General features: G+C 60.0%; 23 protein-coding genes. 16 read left to right on the forward strand and 7 right to left on the reverse strand.

Features of this window, described 5'->3' with window-relative positions; translation table 11 throughout:
- Positions 1-6 precede the first annotated feature (6 nt).
- A complete protein-coding gene (locus tag HMPREF1287_RS08640; protein WP_232215086.1) occupies positions 7-1,140 on the reverse strand; it encodes an HNH endonuclease signature motif containing protein in 1,134 nt (377 codons plus the stop codon).
- A gap of 229 nt (positions 1,141-1,369) precedes the next feature.
- Here HMPREF1287_RS08640 and HMPREF1287_RS08645 point away from each other — a divergent pair, with 229 nt between their 5' ends.
- Genes HMPREF1287_RS08645 through HMPREF1287_RS08655 form a run of 3 tightly spaced genes read left to right on the forward strand, consistent with a single transcriptional unit; the run spans position 1,370 to position 2,824 of the window.
- On the forward strand, positions 1,370-1,711 hold the full coding sequence (locus HMPREF1287_RS08645; RefSeq protein WP_023016454.1) for a hypothetical protein: 342 nt from the start codon (positions 1,370-1,372) through the stop codon (positions 1,709-1,711).
- Positions 1,711-2,541, forward strand: a complete 831-nt coding sequence (locus HMPREF1287_RS08650; protein WP_023016455.1) for a hypothetical protein — start codon at positions 1,711-1,713, stop codon at positions 2,539-2,541. Before HMPREF1287_RS08645 ends, HMPREF1287_RS08650 begins: the two co-directional genes overlap by 1 nt.
- Positions 2,519-2,824, forward strand: coding sequence for a CHY zinc finger protein (locus tag HMPREF1287_RS08655; protein ID WP_023016456.1), 306 nt, complete (start codon positions 2,519-2,521; stop codon positions 2,822-2,824). The genes HMPREF1287_RS08650 and HMPREF1287_RS08655 overlap by 23 nt, the downstream gene beginning before the upstream one ends.
- Positions 2,825-2,840: 16 nt before the next feature.
- Here the strand turns inward: HMPREF1287_RS08655 and HMPREF1287_RS08660 are convergent, their stop codons facing one another.
- Positions 2,841-4,148, reverse strand: coding sequence for a M20/M25/M40 family metallo-hydrolase (locus HMPREF1287_RS08660; RefSeq protein ID WP_023016457.1), 1,308 nt, complete (start codon positions 4,146-4,148; stop codon positions 2,841-2,843).
- A gap of 77 nt (positions 4,149-4,225) precedes the next feature.
- Here HMPREF1287_RS08660 and bioB point away from each other — a divergent pair, with 77 nt between their 5' ends.
- The 4 genes from bioB (at position 4,226) to HMPREF1287_RS08680 (ending at position 7,745) form a co-directional block, all read left to right on the forward strand.
- A complete protein-coding gene (gene bioB / locus HMPREF1287_RS08665; protein ID WP_005276160.1) occupies positions 4,226-5,206 on the forward strand; it encodes a biotin synthase BioB in 981 nt (326 codons plus the stop codon).
- On the forward strand, positions 5,206-5,469 hold the full coding sequence (locus HMPREF1287_RS08670) for a hypothetical protein (RefSeq protein WP_023016459.1): 264 nt from the start codon (positions 5,206-5,208) through the stop codon (positions 5,467-5,469). The genes bioB and HMPREF1287_RS08670 overlap by 1 nt, the downstream gene beginning before the upstream one ends.
- Positions 5,470-5,689: 220 nt before the next feature.
- Entirely contained in the window at positions 5,690-6,811 is a 1,122-nt protein-coding gene (locus tag HMPREF1287_RS08675; RefSeq protein WP_023016460.1) for an ATP-binding protein, read from the forward strand.
- Between the two features lie 10 nt (positions 6,812-6,821).
- A complete protein-coding gene (locus HMPREF1287_RS08680) occupies positions 6,822-7,745 on the forward strand; it encodes a Sir2 family NAD-dependent protein deacetylase (protein ID WP_023016461.1) in 924 nt (307 codons plus the stop codon).
- On the opposite strand, the gene HMPREF1287_RS08685 is transcribed toward HMPREF1287_RS08680, so the two are convergent.
- Positions 7,746-8,759 (reverse strand): triacylglycerol lipase, encoded by a 1,014-nt coding sequence (locus HMPREF1287_RS08685; protein ID WP_005276173.1) that lies wholly within the window; start codon positions 8,757-8,759, stop codon positions 7,746-7,748.
- Between the two features lie 440 nt (positions 8,760-9,199).
- Between HMPREF1287_RS08685 and amn the strand changes: the two genes are divergently transcribed.
- The 6 genes from amn (at position 9,200) to HMPREF1287_RS08715 (ending at position 14,502) form a co-directional block, all read left to right on the forward strand.
- Positions 9,200-10,603: an AMP nucleosidase gene (gene amn, locus HMPREF1287_RS08690; protein WP_005276174.1), complete on the forward strand. Its 1,404-nt coding sequence runs from the start codon at positions 9,200-9,202 to the stop codon at positions 10,601-10,603.
- A 72-nt stretch (positions 10,604-10,675) separates the two neighbouring features.
- On the forward strand, positions 10,676-11,188 hold the full coding sequence (locus HMPREF1287_RS08695) for a phosphoribosyltransferase (protein ID WP_005276176.1): 513 nt from the start codon (positions 10,676-10,678) through the stop codon (positions 11,186-11,188).
- A gap of 21 nt (positions 11,189-11,209) precedes the next feature.
- Positions 11,210-12,691: a SulP family inorganic anion transporter gene (locus HMPREF1287_RS08700; RefSeq protein WP_023016463.1), complete on the forward strand. Its 1,482-nt coding sequence runs from the start codon at positions 11,210-11,212 to the stop codon at positions 12,689-12,691.
- Between the two features lie 285 nt (positions 12,692-12,976).
- On the forward strand, positions 12,977-13,465 hold the full coding sequence (locus HMPREF1287_RS08705; RefSeq protein ID WP_023016464.1) for a ferritin: 489 nt from the start codon (positions 12,977-12,979) through the stop codon (positions 13,463-13,465).
- Positions 13,466-13,539: 74 nt separating this feature from the next.
- On the forward strand, positions 13,540-13,893 hold the full coding sequence (locus HMPREF1287_RS08710; protein WP_023016465.1) for a hypothetical protein: 354 nt from the start codon (positions 13,540-13,542) through the stop codon (positions 13,891-13,893).
- Positions 13,894-13,905: 12 nt separating this feature from the next.
- A complete protein-coding gene (locus HMPREF1287_RS08715; protein WP_023016466.1) occupies positions 13,906-14,502 on the forward strand; it encodes an HAD-IA family hydrolase in 597 nt (198 codons plus the stop codon).
- On the opposite strand, the gene HMPREF1287_RS08720 is transcribed toward HMPREF1287_RS08715, so the two are convergent.
- Positions 14,485-15,618 carry an ROK family transcriptional regulator gene (locus HMPREF1287_RS08720; protein WP_023016467.1) on the reverse strand — a complete coding sequence of 378 codons (1,134 nt, stop codon included), beginning with the start codon at positions 15,616-15,618 and terminating at the stop codon, positions 14,485-14,487. The two genes, HMPREF1287_RS08715 and HMPREF1287_RS08720, sit on opposite strands and share 18 nt — an antisense overlap.
- Positions 15,619-15,726: 108 nt before the next feature.
- Between HMPREF1287_RS08720 and HMPREF1287_RS08725 the strand changes: the two genes are divergently transcribed.
- Together HMPREF1287_RS08725 and HMPREF1287_RS08730 are read left to right on the forward strand one after the other, a co-directional pair.
- Positions 15,727-16,296, forward strand: coding sequence for a TIGR00730 family Rossman fold protein (locus HMPREF1287_RS08725; RefSeq protein WP_034653731.1), 570 nt, complete (start codon positions 15,727-15,729; stop codon positions 16,294-16,296).
- A 71-nt stretch (positions 16,297-16,367) separates the two neighbouring features.
- The gene (locus tag HMPREF1287_RS08730) at positions 16,368-18,038 is read left to right on the forward strand and encodes a DUF885 domain-containing protein (protein ID WP_023016468.1); all 1,671 of its coding nucleotides are present in this window, start codon (positions 16,368-16,370) and stop codon (positions 18,036-18,038) included.
- Positions 18,039-18,060: 22 nt separating this feature from the next.
- Here HMPREF1287_RS08730 and HMPREF1287_RS08735 read toward each other — a convergent pair whose 3' ends face one another.
- Positions 18,061-19,167, reverse strand: coding sequence for an AbrB family transcriptional regulator (locus HMPREF1287_RS08735; RefSeq protein ID WP_005276193.1), 1,107 nt, complete (start codon positions 19,165-19,167; stop codon positions 18,061-18,063).
- Positions 19,168-19,225: 58 nt separating this feature from the next.
- Between HMPREF1287_RS08735 and HMPREF1287_RS08740 the strand changes: the two genes are divergently transcribed.
- Complete coding sequence (locus HMPREF1287_RS08740) at positions 19,226-19,996, forward strand: TSUP family transporter (protein ID WP_023016469.1); 771 nt, start codon at positions 19,226-19,228, stop codon at positions 19,994-19,996.
- 1 nt (position 19,997) lies between these two features.
- Here HMPREF1287_RS08740 and HMPREF1287_RS08745 read toward each other — a convergent pair whose 3' ends face one another.
- Complete coding sequence (locus tag HMPREF1287_RS08745; protein ID WP_023016470.1) at positions 19,998-22,268, reverse strand: ATP-dependent RNA helicase; 2,271 nt, start codon at positions 22,266-22,268, stop codon at positions 19,998-20,000.
- Positions 22,269-22,934 (reverse strand): sugar O-acetyltransferase, encoded by a 666-nt coding sequence (locus HMPREF1287_RS08750; protein WP_023016471.1) that lies wholly within the window; start codon positions 22,932-22,934, stop codon positions 22,269-22,271.
- Positions 22,935-22,959 lie beyond the last annotated feature (25 nt).

Raw genomic sequence — 22,959 nt, forward strand, 5'->3', positions numbered from 1 at the left:
GCGAATTTAATCCTCCTCCCTAGGGGTGGTTTTTGCTTCTTCCTGTGCTTGGTGGGCCTCCTCGTAGGCTCGCGCGCGGTGGGCGGTCATGGTTTGTGCAAAAGTTTGCACCCAATTCTTATTCTTTTCTGCCAGTGGGCCGGAAGGATCGGTGACGGTCCAGGTGCCGTCTTCGAAGAGCCAAATAATGTCCCGGGTGTGTGGGTCCATGACGTAGAAGACGCGGCCATCGGTCTTTATGTTGTGGTGGTGCTGGCACAGGCACGCAAGGTTTGCGGGAGTCGTCGGCCCGCCATCCGCGTGGTTGATGCGGTGATCCTTTTGGCACACCGTGGCAGGGCGGTTGCAGCCAGGGTAACGGCAGGTGCCGTCGAATCCTTCCAGGAAGGCTGCCATATCCGGCGGGGTGACATATCCCTTTACCTCCTTATCCGGGTTCATTTCCCGGATCTTGGAGTAGGGCAGCGCGTTGGAGCGCGCCGGGTCGAGCCACCCAACGGATTCAATGAATGCGGGGGAGTTGGGGACATCGGTTGCCTTGTAGGCATTCAGGATGACCTGGGGTGCTTCGGTATTGCCGGTGAGGAGGGAAATGGCGGCATCGGCAAGCGAGCAATCCAGCTTGAGTGCAGTCTCCTTGATGCACTTATCTACGCACGCCATCACCGAGGGATCCGCGCTCAGCGTCATCGCCGTAGTATTGTTGCCCCAATTTTCCATGGTGTAGCGCGGCTGGGTCGGCCCCTTCTTGACCGCAAGGGTGTCATCTTCGAGGTTGATGAGCTCATTGATCTTTCTTTTAATCTGCGCTTGCGTCCGCATGGCCTGGTTGGCGCGGGTGGGAGTGAGGTAGGCGGTGAGCTGCTCATCGATGCGCGCGATTACCTCCGGGGTCGGGTTGCCCAGGCGGTTAAGGGATTTATTGATGGCAATGAGGCGGTCTAAATCTAAGTGATAGAGCTCGTGTTGCAGCTCTTTCAGCTGCGGGAGCTCTTCCAGGCGGTACAGGGCCATCAGGATATGGCCGATTCGCCCTTCATTAACTCCGGTGGTGCGGTAGAGGGATTGGGTGACTAATTCGAAATCAGAATCGAGATCGGGGATCTGTTCAGTCCAGAACTCGTATTCAGTCTTCCGCATTTCAAAAGCTAAGCGTGTAGTGGGGTCTTTGGTGTTGGTCGTGGAAAAGTAGGGATCTTCCATGGCGCTTAAAACCTAAATTTGTTGTGTGAACGTGTATACGAAAAACACTATAGAACACCCGCCGGACATTCGCCTGTTTTAAGGTGTTTCTGCAGGTAGAACTGCATATTCTTCCGTTAGGATAACCAGCTTAAGAAGCAAAATTATGTGCTAGCTTGAGGAAGGTATGAGTCAGGAGCAGGAAACGCAGGAAGAACCCGGGCGTGCGTGGTGGCAGTGGTGGGCGCCCTTGGCGATGATCGCTGTCTTCTTGGTGCTCCCGCCGGCGATTTACCAGGCGGTTTCTGGCGTGACGCTGTTCGGCATCATGGGTGGGCTTACCGTGCTTATTGCTCTTATCGATGCCACCACATTCCGCTACTCATGGACCATCTTCTGGGTTGCGGGCATCGCCTATTTCGCGGCCATGGAGATGTACTTCAACGAGGGGACATGGATTTACCTGCCGGTAGTGGTCCTTTTGGCGTTGGGTGCTAGCAAATTGGGCGCCAAGTTGAGGAAGCGCTGATGGAAATCTGGCGGTTGGATCACCCTGAGGCTGGCCTGCTCGAGGTTGAGCGCGGCTACGATGCCGAGTTCGCTGAGCAGGGCGAATGGCCCAAGGAGCCGAAGGAATTTACGCCGGTGTTTGGCGATGCCCCCTTTATCCGCCGCATCCAGCTCTGGCGCAAGAATCCTGCACCCCGCATGCAGATGGTGGTCAACGGCGAGGTTCGCAGCCGGCACGACAAGCCGCGTGGTGGCCGTTATTCATTGCAGAAGAATCTGGAAAACGATCTCTCATTCAGTGAGAATAGTGCGCCGCTGACTAAGCCTTATGTAGATATCCAAGCCACGCCCTTTGGGGAGATACAGGATGTCTACTACCGCGATGGGGAGGAGGCCGTGGCCTTTGATCCGCCGCCGGGCTCCTTGGGTGAAAAGCGGCGCCGGGCAATGGAAGAAAGCCCCTTCAAGCGCGTGCTGTATCCACTGCTCGGTGGGCTGGGGAAGTCCGGGTGGGCCATCGCGATGATTGTTTTGGCTCCTATTATTAGCCGCATCCTCTCGCGCTTGCTGCCGGATTGGGAGCTGCCAGATGTAGATTTCCCAGAGATTTACCTTCCGCTGCCAAATTTGCCGAACCTGCCGGAGCCACCGCAGATTACCTTGCCCGCGCCGCAGTTTGCGGTGCACTTTGAAGCACCGGAGTGGGTGGTTTTCCTTATGGATTACAGCAGGGTGTGGATGCCTATAGTTATTGCCATTGCCTTTGGGGTGATGGCGGTGCGCAATGCAAAGAAATCGGAGGCGAAGAAGAAGGAGTGGCAGAACCATGAAGATTCGCGGCGCGATTGATGCGGAGGGCCGGTGCAAGCATTGGCATTCCCCGCTCGACGTGGTGGCCAATAAGTGCGCGAACTGCGGCGAGTACTTCGCGTGCGCGCTGTGCCATGCGGAGCTGACGGATCATGAGTTTGGGCCCATGCTTGTCGATGCCCCCGCTGCCCTCTGCGGTTCCTGCGACCTTGAGATGGATTACCGGCTGTATTCCTCTGTCGAGGCATGCCCGCAGTGTGGGCATATGTTTAATCCCGGCTGCAGCGCGCATGCTGGGATCTATTTTCAGGTCACCTCGTAAAAGCGAGGGGAGAGTGCTACTGGTTCAGGCCCAAGAAGCGGTTGACTAAGCTGTGGTAGGCGCGCACGGTGAGATCGAGATCCTCGAGGTAGAGGTGCTCATCGTGGCTGTGTAGCTGTGAGTTGGCGCTGGCCATATCGCGGCCCTCGGCATGCATGGCAAAGCCATAGGCATTGCCGCCCTTGCGGCGGGCAAAGCGTAAATCGGACCCGCCGGTGGCATGAACGGGCACGACGTCTTTATTGGGGAAGAACTCTTTGGCGGTGGCCTCAATGGTGCGCCAGAGCTCGGTATCGGTGGAGGACTGGGTGGCGTTTTCGGTAATGAGGTGCTCGATTTCTACCTCATTGGCGAGATCGCCCAGTGCGCTGCGGAGGAAATCGTCCAAGTCTTCCTGGGTTTGCCCAGGGAAGGGGCGGATATCCATCTCGAGGTAGGCGTGGGAAGGAAGCACGTTGATGGCTCCGCCTGCGCGCAGGACGGTCTCGGCGATGGTGGTGTGGCTAAAGGCGTGGGCGTAGGCATCGAGGTTGCCGAACTTGGTGTAGTCACCGGTGCCATCGATAAGCTCTTTTTCGGTCTCAGGATCGAACTTGAAGGTGCGGACGAAGCCCTCCCAGATCTCGTTGGAGGCTGTGGGTGGCTCGGCCTCGGCGATGCGGCGGGCGACCTCGCCGATCTTTACGATGGCAAAGTCTTTGCCGTAGGGAGTCGAGCCGTGCCCGGCATCGCCGGTGACGTGGAGGCGGCGCTGGCCAGCACCCTTTTCGCCCACGTTGAAGCCCACCGCGCCGGGCAGGTGGCTACCGCCGGTCTCGGAGAGGCAGTTCTTCCAAGAGAAGGCATCGGGGTGGTTTTCTGCCATCCACCGCACGCCCAGGCCACCGCGGGCCTCTTCATCGGCCATGCCCACGAAGGCGAGCGTTCCGCCGGGGTTGCCGGCGCGCGCTACCTCGCGGGTGACGGCGGCCATGGTGGCGGTAATAAAGAGCATGTCTACGGAACCGCGGCCGTAGAGCTTGCCGTCTTCAATGAGTGCCTCGAAGGGCGGCTTAGTCCACTTGGGTTCGTCGACGGGGACGACATCGGTATGCCCCATAAGGGTGAGGGGCTCCTTGGCGGGATCGCCGGGGACGGTCACCACGATGGACACGCGTCCCGGGTGGGATTCAAAGCGCTCGATGGAGACGTCTTCACCGGCAAAAAAGTTCTCAAGAGTATCGGCATTGCGCACCTCAAAGCCGGAATCCGGGGTGAGGTCGTTTACGCAAGCATTGCGGATGAGTTCTTGGAGGAGTTCGAGGGTGTCATCGTAAAGCGTCATGCCCCTTAGGGTAATCCCGCGAAAAAAATTTTGTGATTTTGGCCAAAGTTGAACGGCGTTCAAGTATGGTTCACTGCATGAGCATCATCGACATCGCCCGTGAGAAAGCTCTGGAGCAAGGCAAAGGCCTTAACCAGGAAGAACTACTACAAGTACTGCAGGTTCCAGATTCCCAGCTGGAAGAAATTGCTGATATCGCCCACCAGACCCGCCTGAAGTGGTGCGGCCCGGACGTATCGGTGGAAGGCATTATCTCCATCAAGACCGGTGGTTGCCCAGAGGATTGCCACTTCTGTTCCCAGTCCGGCCTTTTTGAGTCCCCAGTGCGCGCAGTGCGCCTGAACATCCCTGAACTGGTGGAAGCGGCACAGAAGACCGCCAAGACCGGCGCTACCGAGTTCTGCATCGTCGCTGCGGTGAAGTCCCCGGATGACCGCCTGCTGGACCAGGTGGGCGAGGCCATCGCCGCCATCAATGATGCCGTTGACATCGAGATTTCCTGCTCCCTGGGCACCCTGACCCGCGAGCAGGCACAGCGCCTGAAGGACATGGGCGCACAGCGCTACAACCACAACCTGGAGACCTCCCGCTCCTACTTCCCCAACGTGGTCACTACCCACACCTGGGAAGAGCGCAAGAAGACCCTGGATTACGTGCGCGAGGTAGGCATGGAAGTCTGCTGTGGCGGCATCATCGGCATGGGCGAGTCCCTGGAGCAGCGCGCTGAGTTTGCAGCCCAGCTGGCAGAGATCGATCCGTGCGAGGTTCCGATGAACTTCCTCGACCCTCGACCGGGCACCCCATTCGCTGATCGCCCGCTGGTTCCGCTGGGAGAGGGCCTGCGCGCCGTTGCTGCATTCCGCTTGGCGATGCCCTCCACCACCCTCCGCTTCGCTGGCGGCCGCGAGCTTTCGCTTGGCGATGACGGCACCGAGCGCGGTTTGCTCGGCGGCATCAACGCCATCATTGCCGGCAACTACTTGACCACCTTGGGTCAGGAAATCGAAAAGGATGTGGACATGCTGGGCCGCATCGATCTCCCGATCAAGGCTCTGTAGTGTCCGAGCCGAACTCTGAGTTGGCAACCGCCGTCCTGGCCGGGGACGAGCCAATTTTCCACCCCAATACCGGCAAGCCGATCGAAGAGGTCTTCAAGCTGCACCCCGCTGCAGCCGCCGGCCTCGACGTACCGCGCTACTGCCAGATCTGCGGCCGCCGCATGGTGGCCCAGGTGCGCCCCGATGGCTGGCACACTAAGTGCTCGCGCCACGGGGAGCTAGATTCTGAGTGGTTATACGTAGAGCAGCTACCAGAGAGCTAGCACTACCAAGATAAGGAGCCGCTGCCGCAAGGCAGGCGGCTCTTTTTTCTATTGAAAAACAGCCGTGAACTGCGGGTAGGTAATCCTACTTGCGAAATTTGGTGCGTCCTACTTTAGAGATTTGGTACTCTCTACTTTAGAGATTTGGTGCGTCCTACTTGCGAAATTTGGTAAATATATGTTTGTTCCTCGGCAGCTCAGTGGATCTATAGCGCAGTTAATGAAATGGTTTCCAGTTGTTAGCGTGACGGGGCCGCGGCAGTCTGGGAAGTCGACTCTTCTGAGAGAAATGTTTCCGGACTTGTCATACCTCAATCTTGAGGATCCAAGTATCCGAAGGGTGGCACAAGAAGATCCTGTGGGTTTCCTTTCGAGCCAACGTGGACCGTTGATTATAGATGAGGCTCAATATGCACCGGATCTGTTTTCCGTTGTCCAACTTCGTTCGGATGAAGTGGGAAGCCCTGGGCAATATATCTTATCCGGATCGCAAAATTTCTTGCTTATGGAATCCATAACGCAATCGCTGGCGGGCCGCGTTGGGATCAGTCATTTGTTGCCCTTCGGCCTCTTGGAAGCTCGCTCTATATCAGCTGATCTGACCGTTGATGAATTTATGGTTCGTGGTGGATATCCGCGCTTGTACCAGGCTCAAATTCCTCCGGAAATCTATTTTGAAAACTACGTGCAGACTTATCTCCAACGGGATGTGAGTGGGTTACTCAATGTTCGGAATAGTGATAGCTTTTGGCGATTCATTAAGGTCTGTGCGCTGCAAGCTGGAAACTTAATCAACTATTCCGCAATCGCAAATGAGATTGATGTTTCTTTCCAGACGGTAAAAAATTGGGTCTCAATTCTGGAGTCTAGTTTCATCATATTTTCTTTACCCAGCCACCATTCCAATCCCCGGAAGGTGCTTACTAAGACCGCGAAGTTGTATTTCTATGATACTGGCCTGTTGTGCCACCTTCTTGGTATTTCTTCACCAGAAGAACTTTCTGTGCATCCACAGTCAGGTGCAGTGTGTGAAAATATGGTGGTAGCAGAAACCATGAAAACGCATATTCACTCTGGTCGCAAGCCGGATCTACGGTTCTATCGGGATAGTTCTAAAAGAGAAATCGACCTATTGGATTTTACGGGCGGCGATCCTAAGGCTTATGAAATCAAGGCATCGCAGACCTATCATTCCAAATACACGCGTCATCTCGCGACTGTAGGTGAAGAGCTGGAGATCAAACCCGCAAACCGCACAGTGCTATACCGCGGCCAATATTCCTTTCAAGCACATGATGCTGAAGTAGTCCCGATTGAGCAGTACTTGCAATCGCTTGATTAGATTGGTGGGTATGGATCCCGCCGTAGCTCACGCACATCAGTCCGCGCTGCGATCGATTGCGCGCGTCGTGGAGGAGACGGCGCCGCATACGGAGGCGGGGAAGGCTTTGGGGGACATCGCCAAGCAGCTGCGGGAAGGGCCGGTGATGGTGCTGACGGGGGCGGGGGTATCGACGGAATCGGGGGTGCCGGACTATCGCGGGCCGCGGGGCTCGCTGAGCAGGCACCGGCCGATGACGTATCAGGAATTTCGCCATGATCCGGCCGCTAGCCATAGGTATTGGGCGCGTAGTTTTGTGGGCTGGCGCGTGATGGATTCTGCGGTGCCGAATCGCACGCATTATGCGCTCGTGGAGTTGGAGCGCGTCGGGCTGGTTAATGGTGTGGTCACCCAAAACGTGGATGGCCTGCATAAAAGGGCGGGTACGGAGAGGTTGGTGACGCTGCACGGTGATATGGAAACCGTGGTGTGCTTGTTGTGTGGGCACTATGAGGATCGCGGGCACTTCGATGCGCGTTTGGCGGTCGCAAACCCGGGGTATCTGGATCGTCTGGTGGTGGAAAGGGACCAAGTTAATCCGGATGGTGACGTGACGTTGGATGAGAAAGACGTTGCGGCGTTTCGGATGGCTGGCTGCGAGCGCTGCGGATCGGAGCTGCTCAAGCCGGACGTGGTGTATTTTGGTGAGCCCGTGCCAGCCACGCGGCGGGATGCGGCATTTGCGCTATTGAACGAGGCAAGTTCGCTGTTGGTGGCCGGTTCTTCGCTGGCGGTGATGAGCGGGTACCGTTTTGTGCTTGAGGCAAAGAAGCAGGGCAAGCGCGTGGCCGTCATCAACGGCGGGCCAGGCCGCGGGGACAAGAAGGTGGATACGCTATGGCGCACGCAGGTGGGCCCGGCATTTGATGCCCTGCTCGATGAGCTGGAGATTTAATCAACGCGGCGTGTGCTCGACCATCCTGAGCAGCGTGCGCACGATGGCGTGCACGCGCCTATCCATGGGCATATCTTCGTGCATGACCACGGCATGGCGGTCAAAATCTTGGATATAGATATTGCGCACCGCACCTTCGGGCGCGCCCTCTGGGTCGAGGAAACAGGTCTCGGGCGGGACGACGACGGCATCGGAACGCGTGGCGATGCAGGTGTAGCTCACGCCGGATTCGAGGTCGCCATCGCGGTTGACATCGCGAAGCACCTCGCTGCCTACCACCTGGTCCATGCCGGCGGGGCCAAACCAGCCATCGATGATGGAGCGGATCACCGCCTCTTGGCGTTGGGTTCGAATGAGGCGACTGGCGATGCCCCCGTGGGTCGTCCCATGATTAGGCGCGCTGATGCTCATGAGGTGGACGACCTTTTCGGCGCCGCCGTCCATGCGCATCCAGTACCGCGCGAGCAGTCCGCCCTGGGAGTGGCCTACCAAGATGACCTTTTCTGCTCCGGTGACGGCGAGCACGGTATCGATATACGCGCCGAGCTGCTGCGACGATTCCGGGATGGTCTGCGTGGCGCGGTGACCGTAGTCAGGGGCAAAGACCGCCCAGCCGTCTTGGCGCAAGATATTGCCCATAATTTGCCAGACGCCCTTGGTATCGCAGGTGCCGTGGATCAGGATGACCGGCCAGGGGCGCTCGTCGCTCGGGCGGGCGCCCCAATCGTCTTCGAAAACGCCGCGCGGCTTCGTGCGTGCGCCGAGGGGCAGGGTCCTTGCGGCATCGGCATCGAGGGCGGAATCGCCGGGACTGGACTTGTCCTTTTCGGCCTTGAGGCGGTCAACGATCTCGTCGGCGACGTCATCCTGCAAAGCACTGGCCGCGGCCGGGGAGGCGATGCCAAGGCGTGGCGAATCTTTTTCTTCGGGTGCATCTTCCTCGTTCACGCGCCCGAATTTGAGGAGTTGTTCAGAAATAATGCTTTTCAACTCTGCAAGAGATTCGACAGCCATGCCTTCCAATCATACGCGTTAATGCAGGTAAATGGCCTCTTTAGAAAAGTTGAAGAAATTTATGGAGAAAGCCCTTGACCTCACGCCATAATCTTTGTAAACTTAGGCTTGCCTAATCACGGGCGGTGCTTACGGCGTAGGGCGCTCCACTCCTTGCCGCTAAGTGCCAGAGATTAGTCATGGGGAGAGGGCCCGCCGATGCGCAGTCGGCGGGCCTTCGTTTATGCCTCGGGAGGGTTAGTCGTCGAAGCAGGCGGCGGGTGCTTCATCCTCACGCGGGGGAATGGGAAGATCAACGGGAAATTCACGGGTGGCGGCAAAAAGCTCCACCCCAATATTAGTGGCAGGCATAGAGCTAACGATACCAAGTGGGTGTTCCGGATTCAGAGCTGGAAAAGACTCCGCTGCCGTACTGCGCTGTCCCCGCTAAACTCGCGGTTATGACCGATCTGCAGCATGTCCACTCCGTAGATGAAGCGGTGACTCGCTTAATTGAGCATTATGAAACCTCGTGCGAGATGGCGCGCGAGGCTCTTGCCTCCGGCACCCTCGATGATTATCGCCATGTGGTTTATCCCAAGGTGACCGTGGAGATCCGTAAATGGCAGCCGATCGACCGCTCCGAGCCCTTTGGCTATGTGGACGAGGCCGGCAAGTATTCTGCGGTCGTCTCCAAGCCGCACATCATCCGAGAGTACTTGCACGAGCAGCTGACTCGGCTGACTAACAATTATCCGTGCGATATCTTCGTGGGCCAATCGGATGAGCGCATTCCGCCGGAATACATCAAAGATGCCCCGGCGGCGCCGCAGGAACGCGGCCCCATTCCGCGCCCGACCTTGGATGAGGTCAATGATGCGATTATTGATGGCGAGTGGGATGCGTTTCACGGCGGGGAAAAGCCGCTCTTTCACTTCGGGGCGCAGCGCTTCGATATTGCCTGTGCGCGCATTGAGCATTACACCGGCATCGAGGTCGATACGGTGCAGAAATACATTCTGTTTACCAATTACGCGATGCATACCACGGAATTCGTGAAATTCGGCCTGCGCGAGCTGACCAAGGAGGATTCGCGTTATACGGCGCTGGTATTGCCCAATGGGGAGACCATTCACCCTAATGATGCGGTGGACCTCGACCTGGATGGGCTAACGCTGACCTCGCGCTTTCAGATGCCCCGGTTCGATCTCATTACCGCAGGTGGCGATGGCATCACGATGATCAACATCGGCGTGGGGCCATCGAATGCCAAGACCATTACGGACTGCTTGGCCGTGCTGCGGCCGGAGGCCTGGATCATGATTGGCCACTGCGCCGGCATGGATGGGCGCATGCGCATCGGTGACCTGATCTTGGGCAATGCCTACGAGCGCCACGACCACATCTTGGACCGACAGGTGGTTTCTTCCACACCGATTCCGGCCATTCCAGAGGTCCAGCGCATGCTGGAGGCGGCCGTCGATGAGGTCTACGGTAGCGATAATTCGCTCATGCGCACCGGCACGGTGCTATCGACCGATGACCGCGATTGGGAGTGGCGCACCAGCCGGGATCTGTGGGAGTGGTTGCGCACTTCTACCGCGGTGGCGGTGGACATGGAATCGTGCGCCTTGGCGGCGAATGGGTACCGCTACCGCGTGCCTTATGGCACGCTGCTGTCCGTGTCGGATCTGCCGCTGCACGCCGTGCCGAAGCTGCCGGCGCAGGCCCAGGCGTTTTATTCCAACTCCAAGGAAGCCCACGTCATGTGCGCGGTGCGCGCGGTGGAACAGCTGGCAGAAAATCCGGAGCGCCTGCGCACTCGCAAGCTGCGGCGGACGCTGGGAGAGGTTCCTTTCCGGTAGCTGCTTTCCCTTGGTAGGTATCGCTAGTTAAACTACAAAGAAAGCCCATGACGCAAAAGGAGCCGCGCAATCGTGACTGAGAATTGGATCCACCCGGACCGGGAGAACCTCACTTGGGAAGTCTTCGGCGAAGCGAGCCGGAATCTTTCGGAGCAAATCGTGGAATCCGGCTGGTTTCCTGACTTGATCGTGGGCGTTGCCCGCGGCGGCCTGATCCCGGCCGGTGCCATTGGTTATGCCATCGGGGTCAAGGCCATGGGCGCTATCAACGTGGAGTTCTACACCGATATTGGCCAGACCTTGGATGAGCCGATCATCTTGTCCCCGCAGTTGGATACGGATTCCCTCAAGGGCAAGAAGGTGCTCGTCGTTGATGACGTGGCCGATTCCGGCAAGACCTTGGATCTGGTGGTGAACTTCTTGGAAGAAACTGCCGATGAGGTGCGTTCCGCTGTCGTCTACACCAAGCCGAAGACCATTTTCGAGCCGGACTATTCGTGGAAGAAGACGGATAAGTGGATCAACTTTGCCTGGTCGGTGCTGCCGGTCATCACGGCGGATGGCTCCTTTCAGGAAGGCTCGTAGTAGCTACTAGTATGTGCAGGCGTGATTAACGAGCAGCCTGCACCCACCGGCGTCATCGCCAGTTTCCGCTTCGCATTTTCCTCACCTGCGCGTTTGCGCAAGGAAGTGCTCGGCGGGCTGGCGGTGGCGCTTGCTTTGATCCCGGAAGTTTTAAGCTTTTCTATTCTCGCTGGCCTCGACCCGCGGGTGGGGCTGTATTCTTCGGTGATTATGGCGATGGCCATCGCCTTTACCGGCGGGCGGCCCGCCATGATTTCCGCAGCGGCCGGTGCGGTTGCCCTGGTGGTGGCCCCGCTCGCCCACGAGTATGGGCATGATTATGTGGTGGCGGCGGTGCTTGCGGCCGGTATCATCCAGGTGCTGTTGGCGTGGGTGGGCATCGCCAAGCTCATGCGTTTTATCCCACGTTCGGTGATGACGGGATTCGTCAATGCGCTGGGCATTATGATGTTTACCGCGCAGCTGCCGCACCTTATTGATGTCCCCTGGATGGTCTATGTGCTGGTGGCCATTGGCCTGGCCATCATGATTGTTTTGCCGCGGTTTACCCAGGCAATTCCGGCGCCGTTGGTGACCATCGTGGTGGTAAGCATCATCGCCGTCGCGGCGGGGTGGAAGGTGCCGGATGTGGCGGACCAGGGCGAGCTGCCCACGACGCTGCCGGGCCTTTTCATTCCGGATATTCCGTGGAACCTGGAGACCCTGCAGATCATTGCGCCCTACGCCTTTGGGATGGCGCTGGTGGGCCTCATGGAATCGCTGCTTACGGCGAAGCTTGTCGATGACATTACGGATACCCACTCCGATAAGACCCGCGAATCCTTTGGCCAGGGCATTGGCAATATATTGGCCGCGGCGATTGGCGGCATGGGCGTGTGCGCAATGATTGGCCAGACCATGATCGGCGTCAAGGTATCCCAGGCGCGCACGCGCTTGTCGACGTTCCTCGCCGGCGCCTTCCTCCTCGTGCTGTGCCTGCTTTTCGGCGAGGCGGTAGGCCGCATTCCGATGGCCGCGCTGGTCGCGGTGATGATCCTCGTGGCGGCGACGACGGTCAATTGGCATTCCATCCGCCCGCGCACGCTCAAGCTGATGCCGCTTTCTGAAATCCTCGTCATGCTGCTGACGGTCGCGGGCACGCTGGCCACGCATAACCTGGCGGTAGGAGTGGTCTTAGGCGTGGTGGCTGCATCGATTGGCTTTGCCCGCCGGGTGGCGCACCTCGTGGAAGTTGAGTTGGTAGATGGATATACCTACGTGGTGCATGGCCAACTCTTCTTCGCCTCCTCGAATGATTTGGTTTACGCCTTTGATTACACGCTTGATACGGACTTCGTGGTGGTGGACCTTACCGATGCCGAGGTCTGGGATGCCTCGACGGTGGCGACGCTGGATGCGGTGCAGAAAAAGTACGCGGATCGCGGCATTGAGGTGGAGTTTCGGGGCCTCGATGGGGCGAGCGCGCAGCGCCTGGAGCGCCTGAGTGGGCAACTGGGTGATTAATATCACATTGCAAGTTTGATGTGCGGGGGCGTACCCGCCGCAAGGCGGTAAATGGAGCGACCTAGCGCGGCGAGATTGGCCGTTTAGGGCAATGACCTCGAACTATTAGGCGATATTAACTTTGCGCCGTGGTGCAGCTTTGTCTTAACTAACTTAGGTGATCCAATCTGAAAAATGCCCCTGAGGTGCGGGTTTGATTAAGCATACCTTGCTAGACGGGAGATTTTATTTGGGTATTGTAGTGCCTACAACCAATTAATTGATTCCTACAGAAAGGATTTAGCAATGGATGAGAAGCTGCAAACCCTGCTAAACAATCAGGTCATTAACGAGCACGGCGCCGCTATGGTCTACACCCAGCTGGCCTACGAGATGGACAACCTGTCCTTCCCGGGCATGCGCGATTGGTTCATGGCTCAGGCTGGCGAAGAGCGCGTTCACGCACAAAAGCTTGCGGATCACCTCTTGGCACGCGGCTACCGCGTAGAGCTCAACGATATCCCGGTTGGCTCCATCAAGGCTGCCACCCCGCTGGATGCGTTCGAAGCTTCCTTGGCGCACGAGCAGAAGGTCTCCGAGCAGATCCGCGAGATCGCCCGCGTTGCCCTTGACATCCAGGACTTGGACTCCCGTCAGCTCATTGACTGGTTCTTGGCTGAGCAGATCGAGGAAGAGGACACCGTTTCTGAGATCATCGACCAGATCAAGCTGGTGGGCAACGATGGTGCTGGCCTGCTGCGCATCGATTCCCGTTTGGCTAACCGCAACTCCTAAGTTGTGAATAACAAACACATCAAGATTTAAATCAATCCTCCCATGGCACTGCGCTGCTGTGGGAGGATTGACGTATGTCTGCACACCTCAAAACAACCCTCTCCGCCACCCTGGCGGTATTGGCATTAAGTCTCATCATTGGGGCTGCGGTCATCTCAAGCCACGTCACCCTCGGCATCTTTTTAACCACTGCGGCGCTCATGCTGAGCCCGTTTGCGGGGGTGGTGATGCTGGCGTGTGGGGTCATCGGCAAGCGCGGGCTGGTCAACCGCTCCCTATATTCCCTGAGTGGAATGCTGATTTTGGCCTCGCTGGCCGTGCTCATCGTTTTGCCGATGGCGCAGGCGACGCTGGCGCTGGTGATTTTTATCGCCGGTATCGCGGTGGGGATCGTGGCAGTGCAGACCCAAGCTACTAGGCGCGCATAAACTGGATGCATTATGCCGAAGTTGCTGTTTGATCTCTACGGCGTGCTGCTGCGCCCCGCCACGCCGGAAGCGCACGCTGAACTGGAGCGCTTCCTCGCGCCGGCAAACCCAGAGGCATTCTGGGAGGCCTATAACTTTTTCCGGCCCGATTACGATGCCGGAATTTTTAGCGATAGCCACTACTGGAACGAGATTGCCGCCCGCGCGGGGATGGAACCTATTGATTGCGCCGGGGCCGTGGCCTGCGAGAATCAGTACCTGCTCGAGGCGGACCCAGAGATGGTGGCGCTGGTTAAAGGGCTCATCGGGGAGGGCTTTAGCGTGGGGATTTTATCCAATATCCCCACAACCCTGGCGGAGCAGGTGCGCGCGCAGCACCCGTGGTTAACTGAGTGTGCGGCGGTAACGTTGAGCTGCGATATCGGAGTGGCTAAGCCGCACCCAGAGGCCTACCGGGTGGCGGTGGACGCGCTCGCGGCGCAGCCGAAGGACACGCACTTTTTCGATGACAGCATCGACTACATCGAGGGCGCGACCTATTGCGGGTTGCACACCCACCTATTTACCGGAATCGACTCTGCGCGTGAGGTTCTACGCGGTCTGGAGTGAGCGGCCGAGCTCCAATGGCTCGCGCAATAGTTGATCGGTGGCCACGGTACGGGCGACGGCTCGCACGATTTCTTTGTGGCTTGGAATCATGCGCAGTTCCAGGTCCTCCGAGGCGGAATCGCGCACGGTGGAGGCAAAAAGCTGGGGCGCGCGGGAATCGCCGGTAAAGGCCCCGCCGGCAATGACCACGGTTTTTGGTGCGTATTCGTGGACCATGTCCGCCGTAATCTGGCCCAGCTGGCGGGCGCGCTCATCCAAAATGGCGCGCACGGCTGAATTGGACTCGGCGATGGTCGCGACCTCGGGCAGGGTACTGGCCTCGATGCCGTGGCGGCGCACGGCCTCCAGGATGGACTGGGTGGCCAAGAGGTGTTCGGAAGCGCCGTGGCCCAGCACGTCAGAGTGGGTCTGCGGGAGCGGGATGATGGAATTGACCTCGTCATCGACGGAGAGCGCAGATCCTAAGGAATCATCCGCGAAGAGCAGGAGAACGCGCTCGTTCGTGCCAATCTCGGCAGCCTGGGTCTCCGAGCCCAAAATGGCGGAAATGGCAGAGGTAACAACCACGGGAACGCTAAATTGGAAGCGCAGGCGCGCGGCGATATCCACGCCGTGCCAACCCAGGTTATCCGCGGTGACTAGGCCCTCTTCATCCACGGTGCCCGAGGTGGTAATCCCCAAGGCCACGAGCCGGCGATCTAGGCCCGTCATCATGCGGTTGATGCCGGCCATGATGTGTTCAAGAAAGTCTTCCTCCGTCAGGCGGGCGACAGGAGTGGCGATCTCTTCTTCTGAAACGGTGCGGCCCTTGATGTCATAGAGGCCGATATAGGTCTCAGAGGTGCCGACAGCGATGCCGCCGAGCACCCAGTTATTATCCGCGGCCTCGAGGGGAACGGTAGGGCGGCCCCGGCCCTGGGATTGGGTGAGGTCGGTGCGCTCTTGGATGAGTCCTGCGTTGAGGAGCGCGGTGGTAGCGCGGGTAATGGTGGGCTGGGAGAGTCCGGTGGCTTCTACCAGCTCACTACGGGTAATGATCGGGTTCAGGCGCACCAGGTGAAGGCACTTAGCAGCCGGTGTACGGGGGCGGGTGAACACGGGGCCAGGTTTGATCATGAAAGAAAGTATATGTGTCACAGACTGCTTTGTCTAATCTATTCATAGGTATATGTACCGAATGGTCTAAAGGTGGAGGTAGGCCGAAAATTCCCTATGCTGGGGCGCATGAAATCAGTAGCGGTTTATTGCGGCTCCGCCGTGGGCAATTCGCCCGCCTATAGCGCAGCGGCACAACACTTGGGCGGCGAGCTTGCCCGTCGCGGGCTGAACTTGGTCTATGGCGGCGGAAATATCGGCCTCATGCGTGAGGTTGCCAACTCCTGCTTGAAGGCCGGCGGCACCGTCACTGGCGTCATGCCGCAATCCCTGGTGGATTTAGAGATCTCCCACCCAGGCTTGACCCGCCTCGAGGTCGTGGATTCTATGGCCGAGCGGAAAACCCGGATGGAGCAGCTGGCGGATGCCTTTATCTGTTTGCCCGGCGGCGTGGGCACGTTGGAGGAAGTGACAGAGGTACTGACCCAACAACAGCTGGGCAGCATTCGTGGGCCCGTTGGCTTGGTTGACGTGGAAGGTTTTTGGCAGCCCTTTTATGACATGTATGCCGCCATGGCTGAGGCGGGCTTCATCCTGCCTCGCTTTGTAAAAGCACTGGTCATAGAGGAAAATCCCGCGGCCGTGCTGGATGGTTTTGTCCAGTGGCACTACCCGGGCACGAAGTGGAACAACGATTAGCTAACAAGTTTGCAACATTTGGGTGGGGCTGGGTGGCCTATCAACAAGATAAAGGGTTAGACTTCCCTCTTATGAGTTCTGAGCAGACCGCTAAGCGCCAGCCCTCTCTACTGGACGCTTCGTGCGATAACTTCGTTCACGACCTAGCCGAGCTATCCCCAACTGATGCAACCGCGTGGGGAATTGACGGTTTTGAAGGCGAATTGCAGGATTTTTCCCCCGACTATTTTGAGGCGGTCGCTGATCGCACCCGCGATATGGTTGCGGATCTAGATGCCTTGGATGACACCACCGATGAATCCGATGATGAGGATGACTTCGATGATGTGGATTATGTCACCGCCGCCGTCTTGCGGGATCGTCTCTGCTTAGATCTGGATTTGCACCACCACGGCGAGGATATTCGCAGCCTTAATAATATTGCCTCGCCCGTGCAGACCATCCGGGATTCCCTGCTGCTTATGCCGCAGGAGACCCAGGAGGACCGCGAGGCCATTCGCTCCCGCCTGTCCAAGGTCAAGGGTTCCCTCGATGGCTACCGCGAGTCCCTGAAGGAAGCGGCCTCCCACGGCATGGTGGCACCGCACCGCCAGATCTCTGAGGTCATTGTGCAGTGCGAGCGGCTTGCCGATGCCGACTCCATGCTCGAGGGCCTCGGCCTCGACCCCGACTCCGCCGAGGTAAAGAAGGCCAAGGAGGCCTTTGGCGAGTTCTCGGATTGGCTGTCTAATGATCTGCAGCCGCAGTCCTCTAATAAGGACGCGGTGGGCCGCGAGCGCTACGAGCGTTTCTCCAAGCTTTTCGTCGGCGATTCCGTGGACTTGGACGAGGCCTATGAATGGGGCCTTGACCAGGTGCGTTACCTGCGCGGCGAACAGGAGAAGATCGCGCACGAGCTTTATGGCTCGGAGTGCTCGGTGCGCTCTGCCATGCGCAAGCTGAACCACGAGGAACGCTATACCCTGCGCGGTACCGATGCCTTGGTGGAGTGGATGCAGAGCAAGGCCGATGCGGTCATCGCCGAGCTCAACGGCAAGGAATTCGACATTCCGGAAGAAGTCGAAGAGATCGAGTGCTGCATCGACCCAGCCGGCACCGGCGGCATCTTCTACACCCCGCCCAGCGATGACTTTTCGCGCCCGGGCCGCATGTGGTGGTCCGTGCCGGAGGGCCAAGATACCTTCCACACCTGGCAGGAGCTGACTACCGTGCACCATGAGGGCGTACCGGGTCACCACCTGCAGCTGGGTTCTGCCCTGGTACAAGAGGATCTCAACCTGTGGCGCCGCGCGGTGACGTGGAATTCCGGCCACGGCGAGGGTTGGGCCCTATACGCTGAGCAGCTCATGGCCGAGCTGGGCTACATGGACGATCCTGGTGTGCGGATGGGGCTGCTCGATGCCCAGCGCCTGCGCGCGGCCCGCGTCGTGGTGGATATCGGATTGCACCTGGGCAAGAAGCTGCCGGACTGCACCGTATCCGGCGTATGGGATAAGGCCCACGTGAAGACCTACATGCGCGAAAACACCGCCATGGATGATGCGAACCTCAACTTTGAGGTCAACCGCTACCTGGGTTGGCCGGGCCAGGCCCCGTCCTATGCCTTGGGCCAGCGCCTGTGGCAAGAAACCCGCGCCGCCGCCGAAGAGCAGGGCATGAGCGCCCGCGAATTCCACTCCGAGGCGTTGGCTCTTGGCTCGGTGCCCATGTCGGTGCTGCGCGAGGCCGTGCTCAATAACTAAACGCGCAGGCTAGCCGCGCACGCTAGCGCCTTTTAGCAAACTTGCTGACAGCCCTGATGAGCTGCGGCAGGTACCCCGCAATGACCAGCACGGCGATGAGGCGGGTGAGCTGCACCGCGATAACCACGGGGCCAGCCCCGCCTTCCGCGGAGAGCGCGAGCACGGTTTCTAGCGCGCCGGGGCTGGTGGCTAGGTAGGCCTCGAAGTAACTGATATTCAGCCAGTGCATCAGCGGCCACGCCGTGGCCGCACACAGGCCGAGGACGGCGGCGATGGAAAGAATCGTCGCGGGAAGTTGTTTGGCAAAGGCCTTGAGCGATGGGAGGGAAAGCCCGCCGCCGCAGACCCACCCGATGGATAAAAAGGCGATGACCTTAAAGGCATAGATCGGCTCCAGCGTATGCCCCTCCGGCAGGAAGAAGGAGGCCAGCACCGTCAAGATCAACGGGCCGAGCACGGCCGCTGCGGGCAGGTGCAGGAATTTTCCAAGGCTTTCACCGACCAGCGCGATAACGAGCACCAACGCGATGATCCACCAGGTGGTTTCCGCCTCCAGCCTTAAGTCACCGCCCCTTCCGGCCGGCGTATCGAGGAAGGTCACGACGGCGGGAAGGGATATGGAGACGATCAATAACCGCAGGTATTGGGTGAGCGCGACGTAGCGGTAGTCGGCACCGAGTTCATCGGCAAGCGCGGGCATGAGCGAGGCACCGCCGGGGAGCATGGACAGGATGCCGGTTTCGGAGGAGACGTCCCGTGGCCGCTGGCGGTGCAGCATGACGCCGCAAAAAATTCCCAACGCGATGGTGACAAAGGACATGGTTATGGCAGCCGGCAGGTATCCCACCAATTGGCCGAAGGAAACTACCGTCAGCGGCAGCGCGGCCATGATGCCGATGAATCCGCGCGATAGCCCATAAAATTTGCGGTTGACCTTGAGGTCTTCACCGGTGATAAGGGCCATGGCGCCGGAGGCGATGATCGCGGCCAAAATCCACGCGGCCGGCACGTGCCACATACTAAAAAGCCAGCCCAAGAGGATGGAGACGGGGACCACGATGCCCCACCGCAGGATGGTGTGGGTGTCTACGCTTATTCCCCAGTGCCGCTGTGCCACGTATTCTCCCATCTTCTGCTCGTCTTCGATCGAGTCTAGACCTCCCCGCCGCGGGGTTTATGATCTCCTCATGGATATCGACGTGGCGCAGTGGGCGGTGCTCCTTGTGGGCGCGGCGGGAGCAGGCTGGATCGACGCGGTCATCGGCGGGGGAGGCCTCGTGCTTATTCCACTATTGCTTGCCGTGGTTCCGGGGCTCGCGCCGGCAACGGCGCTGGCCACCAATAAACTTGCGGCGGTATCCGGCACGGCATCGGCGGCCGTGACCTTGGTGCGCAAGGTGCGCCCGCCCGCAGGGGAGCTCGTTCGCTACGCCCTCATCGCCCTCGTGTGCGCCGGGCTGGGCGCGAGTGTGGCGGCGAATCTTAATAGTGAGATCATGCGCCCGCTCATCATCGTGCTCTTAGTGGTGGTGGGCGTCTTCGTGACCTTTAAGCCGAGCTTTGGCACCACCGAGTCTCCCGGGATCCGCGGCGGATGGCGCACCTGGGCGGGGCTTGTGGCGGTGGCGGCCATCTCCTTTTATGACGGCATCTTTGGCCCGGGTACCGGCATGTTCCTGATTATGGCCTTTACCTTCATCTTCTCCCAGAACTTCTTAAAATCCGCGGCGATGGCCAAGGTGGTCAATACCGCCACGAACCTCGGTGCGCTGGTGACCTTCATCCTTGGCGGCCACGTGTGGTGGGCCCTTGGTATCGCGTTGGCCGCCGCCAATATCCTCGGCGCCCAGGTGGGCGCGCGGACGGTGCTCAGCGGCGGGACGAAGTTTATCCGCTATGCCCTGCTTACCTTGGTAGTGGTCATGAGCTGCTATTTATCCTGGCAGCAGTGGGGTTAGGCTACATCCGGTTCTTGGTCCGCGCGGTGGCGATGGCATTCCACGGATCCTCGGGCCACGGGTGCTTGGGGTAGCGTCCGCGCATATCGGCGCGCACCCCGGCGTAGGGGCCGGACCAGAAGCTAGCAAGATCATCGGTTACTGCTAGCGGGCGGCCGGCGGGGGAGAGCAAGTGGAATTGCACGCGGTTGCCGCAGTACTCCGGGGATTCGGCCAGGCCGAAGCATTCTTGCAACTTGATGTGGACCACGGGGCGCTCGCCCGACCAATCGATCTTGGCATCGCGGCCGGAGGGCACGGGCAGGCGCTGAGGTGCGAGCTCGTCCAGGCGGGTGGCTTCGGGCCAGGGGAGCAGGCGCTGCAGGGCGGGGTACATGTCTATTTTGGCGGTGGGGGTTCCCGCGGCAATCTGGTGCAGCTCGGGCCCAAGCCACTCGGCGGGATCGGCGGCATCGACTTCCGGCCAGGGGTCGCCGTAGTGCGCGTGCAGGTGGCGGAGCCTATCTTTTAAGCTCTGGGCCTTCTCGCTGAAGGTAAATAGGCCGAGGCCTTCTTCGCGGATGCCGGCGGCAAGGGCCTGCGCGGCGGCATCGCCGGTGACCTTGACCGGGGTTTCGGACAGCACAATCGCCCCGGCCGCCCGGACTTTGACCCCGCGCACGCGGCCCCCACGCAGGAAGGCGCGGGTTTCTTCTGTGACGCCGATGGCATCCAGCGCGGCAGACTCTTCGATGCGCGCGGCGGTGCGGATGATGGGGTTTCCGGCATTGGAGAGGGTGACCTCCGCGATGGCGAGCCACGGCGAGCCGGCCAGCCCGGAGTTATCCAGCAGCCGGGCGCGGGTGCCGCTGGCCAGCAGGTAATCTTCGCCCACGCGCTTGGCCACCTGCTCGGGATAGGCGGTGGCGACGACCTCGCCAGGGTCAGCGGGTCCGAGATCCTCCACCAGGCGAGACAGGCGCCTGATTTCCTTCTGCGGTGCGGGGCGGCGGGTGAGATCGGTGGTGTTGGTGGGGGCATCGGCAAGCGCGGCGATGGTGGGCGCCGCCTGGCTGCCGTGCCGGATAAGGGCCGCGCCTTGGCGGGGATCGGTGGGCAGCAGGGCGAGTTCCTGCGTCGCGCCAATGCGCTCGAGGGTGGCGCGCGCGGCCGCAAGGGCTTGGGCGGGCGGCGAATCGAGCAGCGGGAAATCCGGGCCCGCGCCCCAGCAGTCTAAAAACAGCGCAGCCTGGGTGAGGTCCGCGGACAGGATCTCCGGCGTGGTGTGCGGGGAAAAGTGCTGGTAATCGTCCTGGGAATAGCAGCGAATGACCGTACCCGGCGCCTCACGCCCGGCACGGCCCGCGCGCTGGTCCGCGCTCGACCTCGATGTGGAGACCGTCACCAGGCCAGACATGCCGCGCTGTGCATCGCGCCGGGGAACGCGGGCCAGCCCGGCATCTACCACCACGCGCACGCCAGGCACCGTCAGCGAGGATTCCGCGATGGACGTCGCCACCACAATGCGCTGCTCATCGGTATAAAGCGCGGCATCTTGCTCTGCGGTGGTCTGCTTGCCGTGCAGCGGGAAAACATTATGGCCCTGCAGCTCCTCGCACACCAGGTTGACCTCGCGCACGCCGGGCACGAAGACCAGCGTGGATTCGTGTTGGCGGGCCGCCTGCTTGGCGATGCCCCCGTAAAACTCCCGCGACCCCGCCGCGCGCCCCGATTGCGGCGCGTACTGGATATCCAGGGGATAGGTCACCGCCTCTGTGGTGTGGACGGGCGCGCCCATGAGCTGGGAAAAGCGCTGCGCGTCGACCGTGGCGGACATGGCGATGACGCGGAAGTCTTCGCGCAACTCGGTCAGTTCCAGGCACATGCCGAGCACTAGATCCGTATCCAGCTGGCGTTCGTGAACCTCATCGATGGCCACGGCGGCCACGCCCTCGAGCTCCGGATCCTTCAGCAGGCGGCGCAGCAGCACGCCCGGGGTGACGAACTCGACCTCGCTGCCCGCGCGGGATTCGCCGCGGATGGCGAAACCGACCTTATCCGGGGTGCCGCTGAGGGTGCTTAAGCGCTGGGCGGCCGCGCGCACGGCCACGCGGCGCGGGGCGGTGACGATGACCTTGCCGCGCCCTGCGGAATGATTGGCTAGCGCCGGTGGCACGAGCGTGGTTTTACCCGTGCCGGGCGGTGCCTGAATGACGACGTTTCCGGTGTGGGGCAGCGAATCGATGGTCTCGGCTACGGGCAGCCCCGCGCCAATGCTGGCGAGATCGAACATTTACTGCGCGGCCCCAAAACCTTCCACGGGGCCGTCCAAATCCTTGCGCTCCCACGAATCCTCATCGCCGTCCAGCGTGCGCACCACGCGGCCGGGCGTACCCAGGACCAGCGAATTATCTGGGATATCCTTGGTCACCAGCGTGCCGGCACCAATAACGCAGTTTTCACCAATGGTAACCCCCGGCATGACGGTGGCATTGGCCCCAAACCAGGTATTGCGCCCCACGGTGATGGGGTGGGCGATTTCCCACCCGCCCTCGCGCATCGCGTGATCATTGACGGGGTGGCCCACCGTAATGAACGAGCAATTGGGCCCAATCAACACGCGATCACCGAATGTGACCTTGGCCTGGGCCAAAATGCTGCTGCCAAAGTTGATGAAGACGCCTTCCCCACAGACGATATTGCAACCGTATTCCATATTCAGCGGCGCGTGCGCCCCCGGCACGTGTGATTCCTCCGGCAGGATCTCCCGCAAGATTGCCTGCGCCTGCTCCTTATCGGTGTTGTGCAGATCGTTGAACTGCCCAATCAGCCCAAAGGTGCGCTGGTGCTCCTTGTCGATGTCCCCCATGCCCGGCAGGTGCCACTGCCCACCGGTCATTCGCTCCCAAGTGCCGTAGCGTTGCAGGTCGTGCAGCTTTTGTTCATCCATGTGAGCCATTGTAGAGGCCTCCACGGCGGTGGCG

Source organism: Corynebacterium sp. KPL1986 (genome assembly GCF_000477975.1).
Lineage (GTDB): Bacteria > Actinomycetota > Actinomycetes > Mycobacteriales > Mycobacteriaceae > Corynebacterium > Corynebacterium accolens.

Bases quoted from the DNA above. Each gene is read 5' to 3' on its own strand.
- HMPREF1287_RS08640 (WP_232215086.1), bottom strand. From the start codon at position 1,140: ATGCGGAAGACTGAATACGAGTTCTGGACTGAACAGATCCCCGATCTC.
- HMPREF1287_RS08645 (WP_023016454.1), top strand. From the start codon at position 1,370: ATGAGTCAGGAGCAGGAAACGCAGGAAGAACCCGGGCGTGCGTGGTGG.
- HMPREF1287_RS08650 (WP_023016455.1), top strand. From the start codon at position 1,711: ATGGAAATCTGGCGGTTGGATCACCCTGAGGCTGGCCTGCTCGAGGTT.
- HMPREF1287_RS08655 (WP_023016456.1), top strand. From the start codon at position 2,519: ATGAAGATTCGCGGCGCGATTGATGCGGAGGGCCGGTGCAAGCATTGG.
- HMPREF1287_RS08660 (WP_023016457.1), bottom strand. From the start codon at position 4,148: ATGACGCTTTACGATGACACCCTCGAACTCCTCCAAGAACTCATCCGC.
- bioB (WP_005276160.1), top strand. From the start codon at position 4,226: ATGAGCATCATCGACATCGCCCGTGAGAAAGCTCTGGAGCAAGGCAAA.
- HMPREF1287_RS08675 (WP_023016460.1), top strand. From the start codon at position 5,690: ATGAAATGGTTTCCAGTTGTTAGCGTGACGGGGCCGCGGCAGTCTGGG.
- HMPREF1287_RS08680 (WP_023016461.1), top strand. From the start codon at position 6,822: ATGGATCCCGCCGTAGCTCACGCACATCAGTCCGCGCTGCGATCGATT.
- HMPREF1287_RS08685 (WP_005276173.1), bottom strand. From the start codon at position 8,759: ATGGCTGTCGAATCTCTTGCAGAGTTGAAAAGCATTATTTCTGAACAA.
- amn (WP_005276174.1), top strand. From the start codon at position 9,200: ATGACCGATCTGCAGCATGTCCACTCCGTAGATGAAGCGGTGACTCGC.
- HMPREF1287_RS08705 (WP_023016464.1), top strand. From the start codon at position 12,977: ATGGATGAGAAGCTGCAAACCCTGCTAAACAATCAGGTCATTAACGAG.
- HMPREF1287_RS08710 (WP_023016465.1), top strand. From the start codon at position 13,540: ATGTCTGCACACCTCAAAACAACCCTCTCCGCCACCCTGGCGGTATTG.
- HMPREF1287_RS08715 (WP_023016466.1), top strand. From the start codon at position 13,906: ATGCCGAAGTTGCTGTTTGATCTCTACGGCGTGCTGCTGCGCCCCGCC.
- HMPREF1287_RS08720 (WP_023016467.1), bottom strand. From the start codon at position 15,618: ATGATCAAACCTGGCCCCGTGTTCACCCGCCCCCGTACACCGGCTGCT.
- HMPREF1287_RS08725 (WP_034653731.1), top strand. From the start codon at position 15,727: ATGAAATCAGTAGCGGTTTATTGCGGCTCCGCCGTGGGCAATTCGCCC.
- HMPREF1287_RS08730 (WP_023016468.1), top strand. From the start codon at position 16,368: ATGAGTTCTGAGCAGACCGCTAAGCGCCAGCCCTCTCTACTGGACGCT.
- HMPREF1287_RS08735 (WP_005276193.1), bottom strand. From the start codon at position 19,167: ATGGGAGAATACGTGGCACAGCGGCACTGGGGAATAAGCGTAGACACC.
- HMPREF1287_RS08740 (WP_023016469.1), top strand. From the start codon at position 19,226: ATGGATATCGACGTGGCGCAGTGGGCGGTGCTCCTTGTGGGCGCGGCG.
- HMPREF1287_RS08745 (WP_023016470.1), bottom strand. From the start codon at position 22,268: ATGTTCGATCTCGCCAGCATTGGCGCGGGGCTGCCCGTAGCCGAGACC.
- HMPREF1287_RS08750 (WP_023016471.1), bottom strand. From the start codon at position 22,934: ATGGCTCACATGGATGAACAAAAGCTGCACGACCTGCAACGCTACGGC.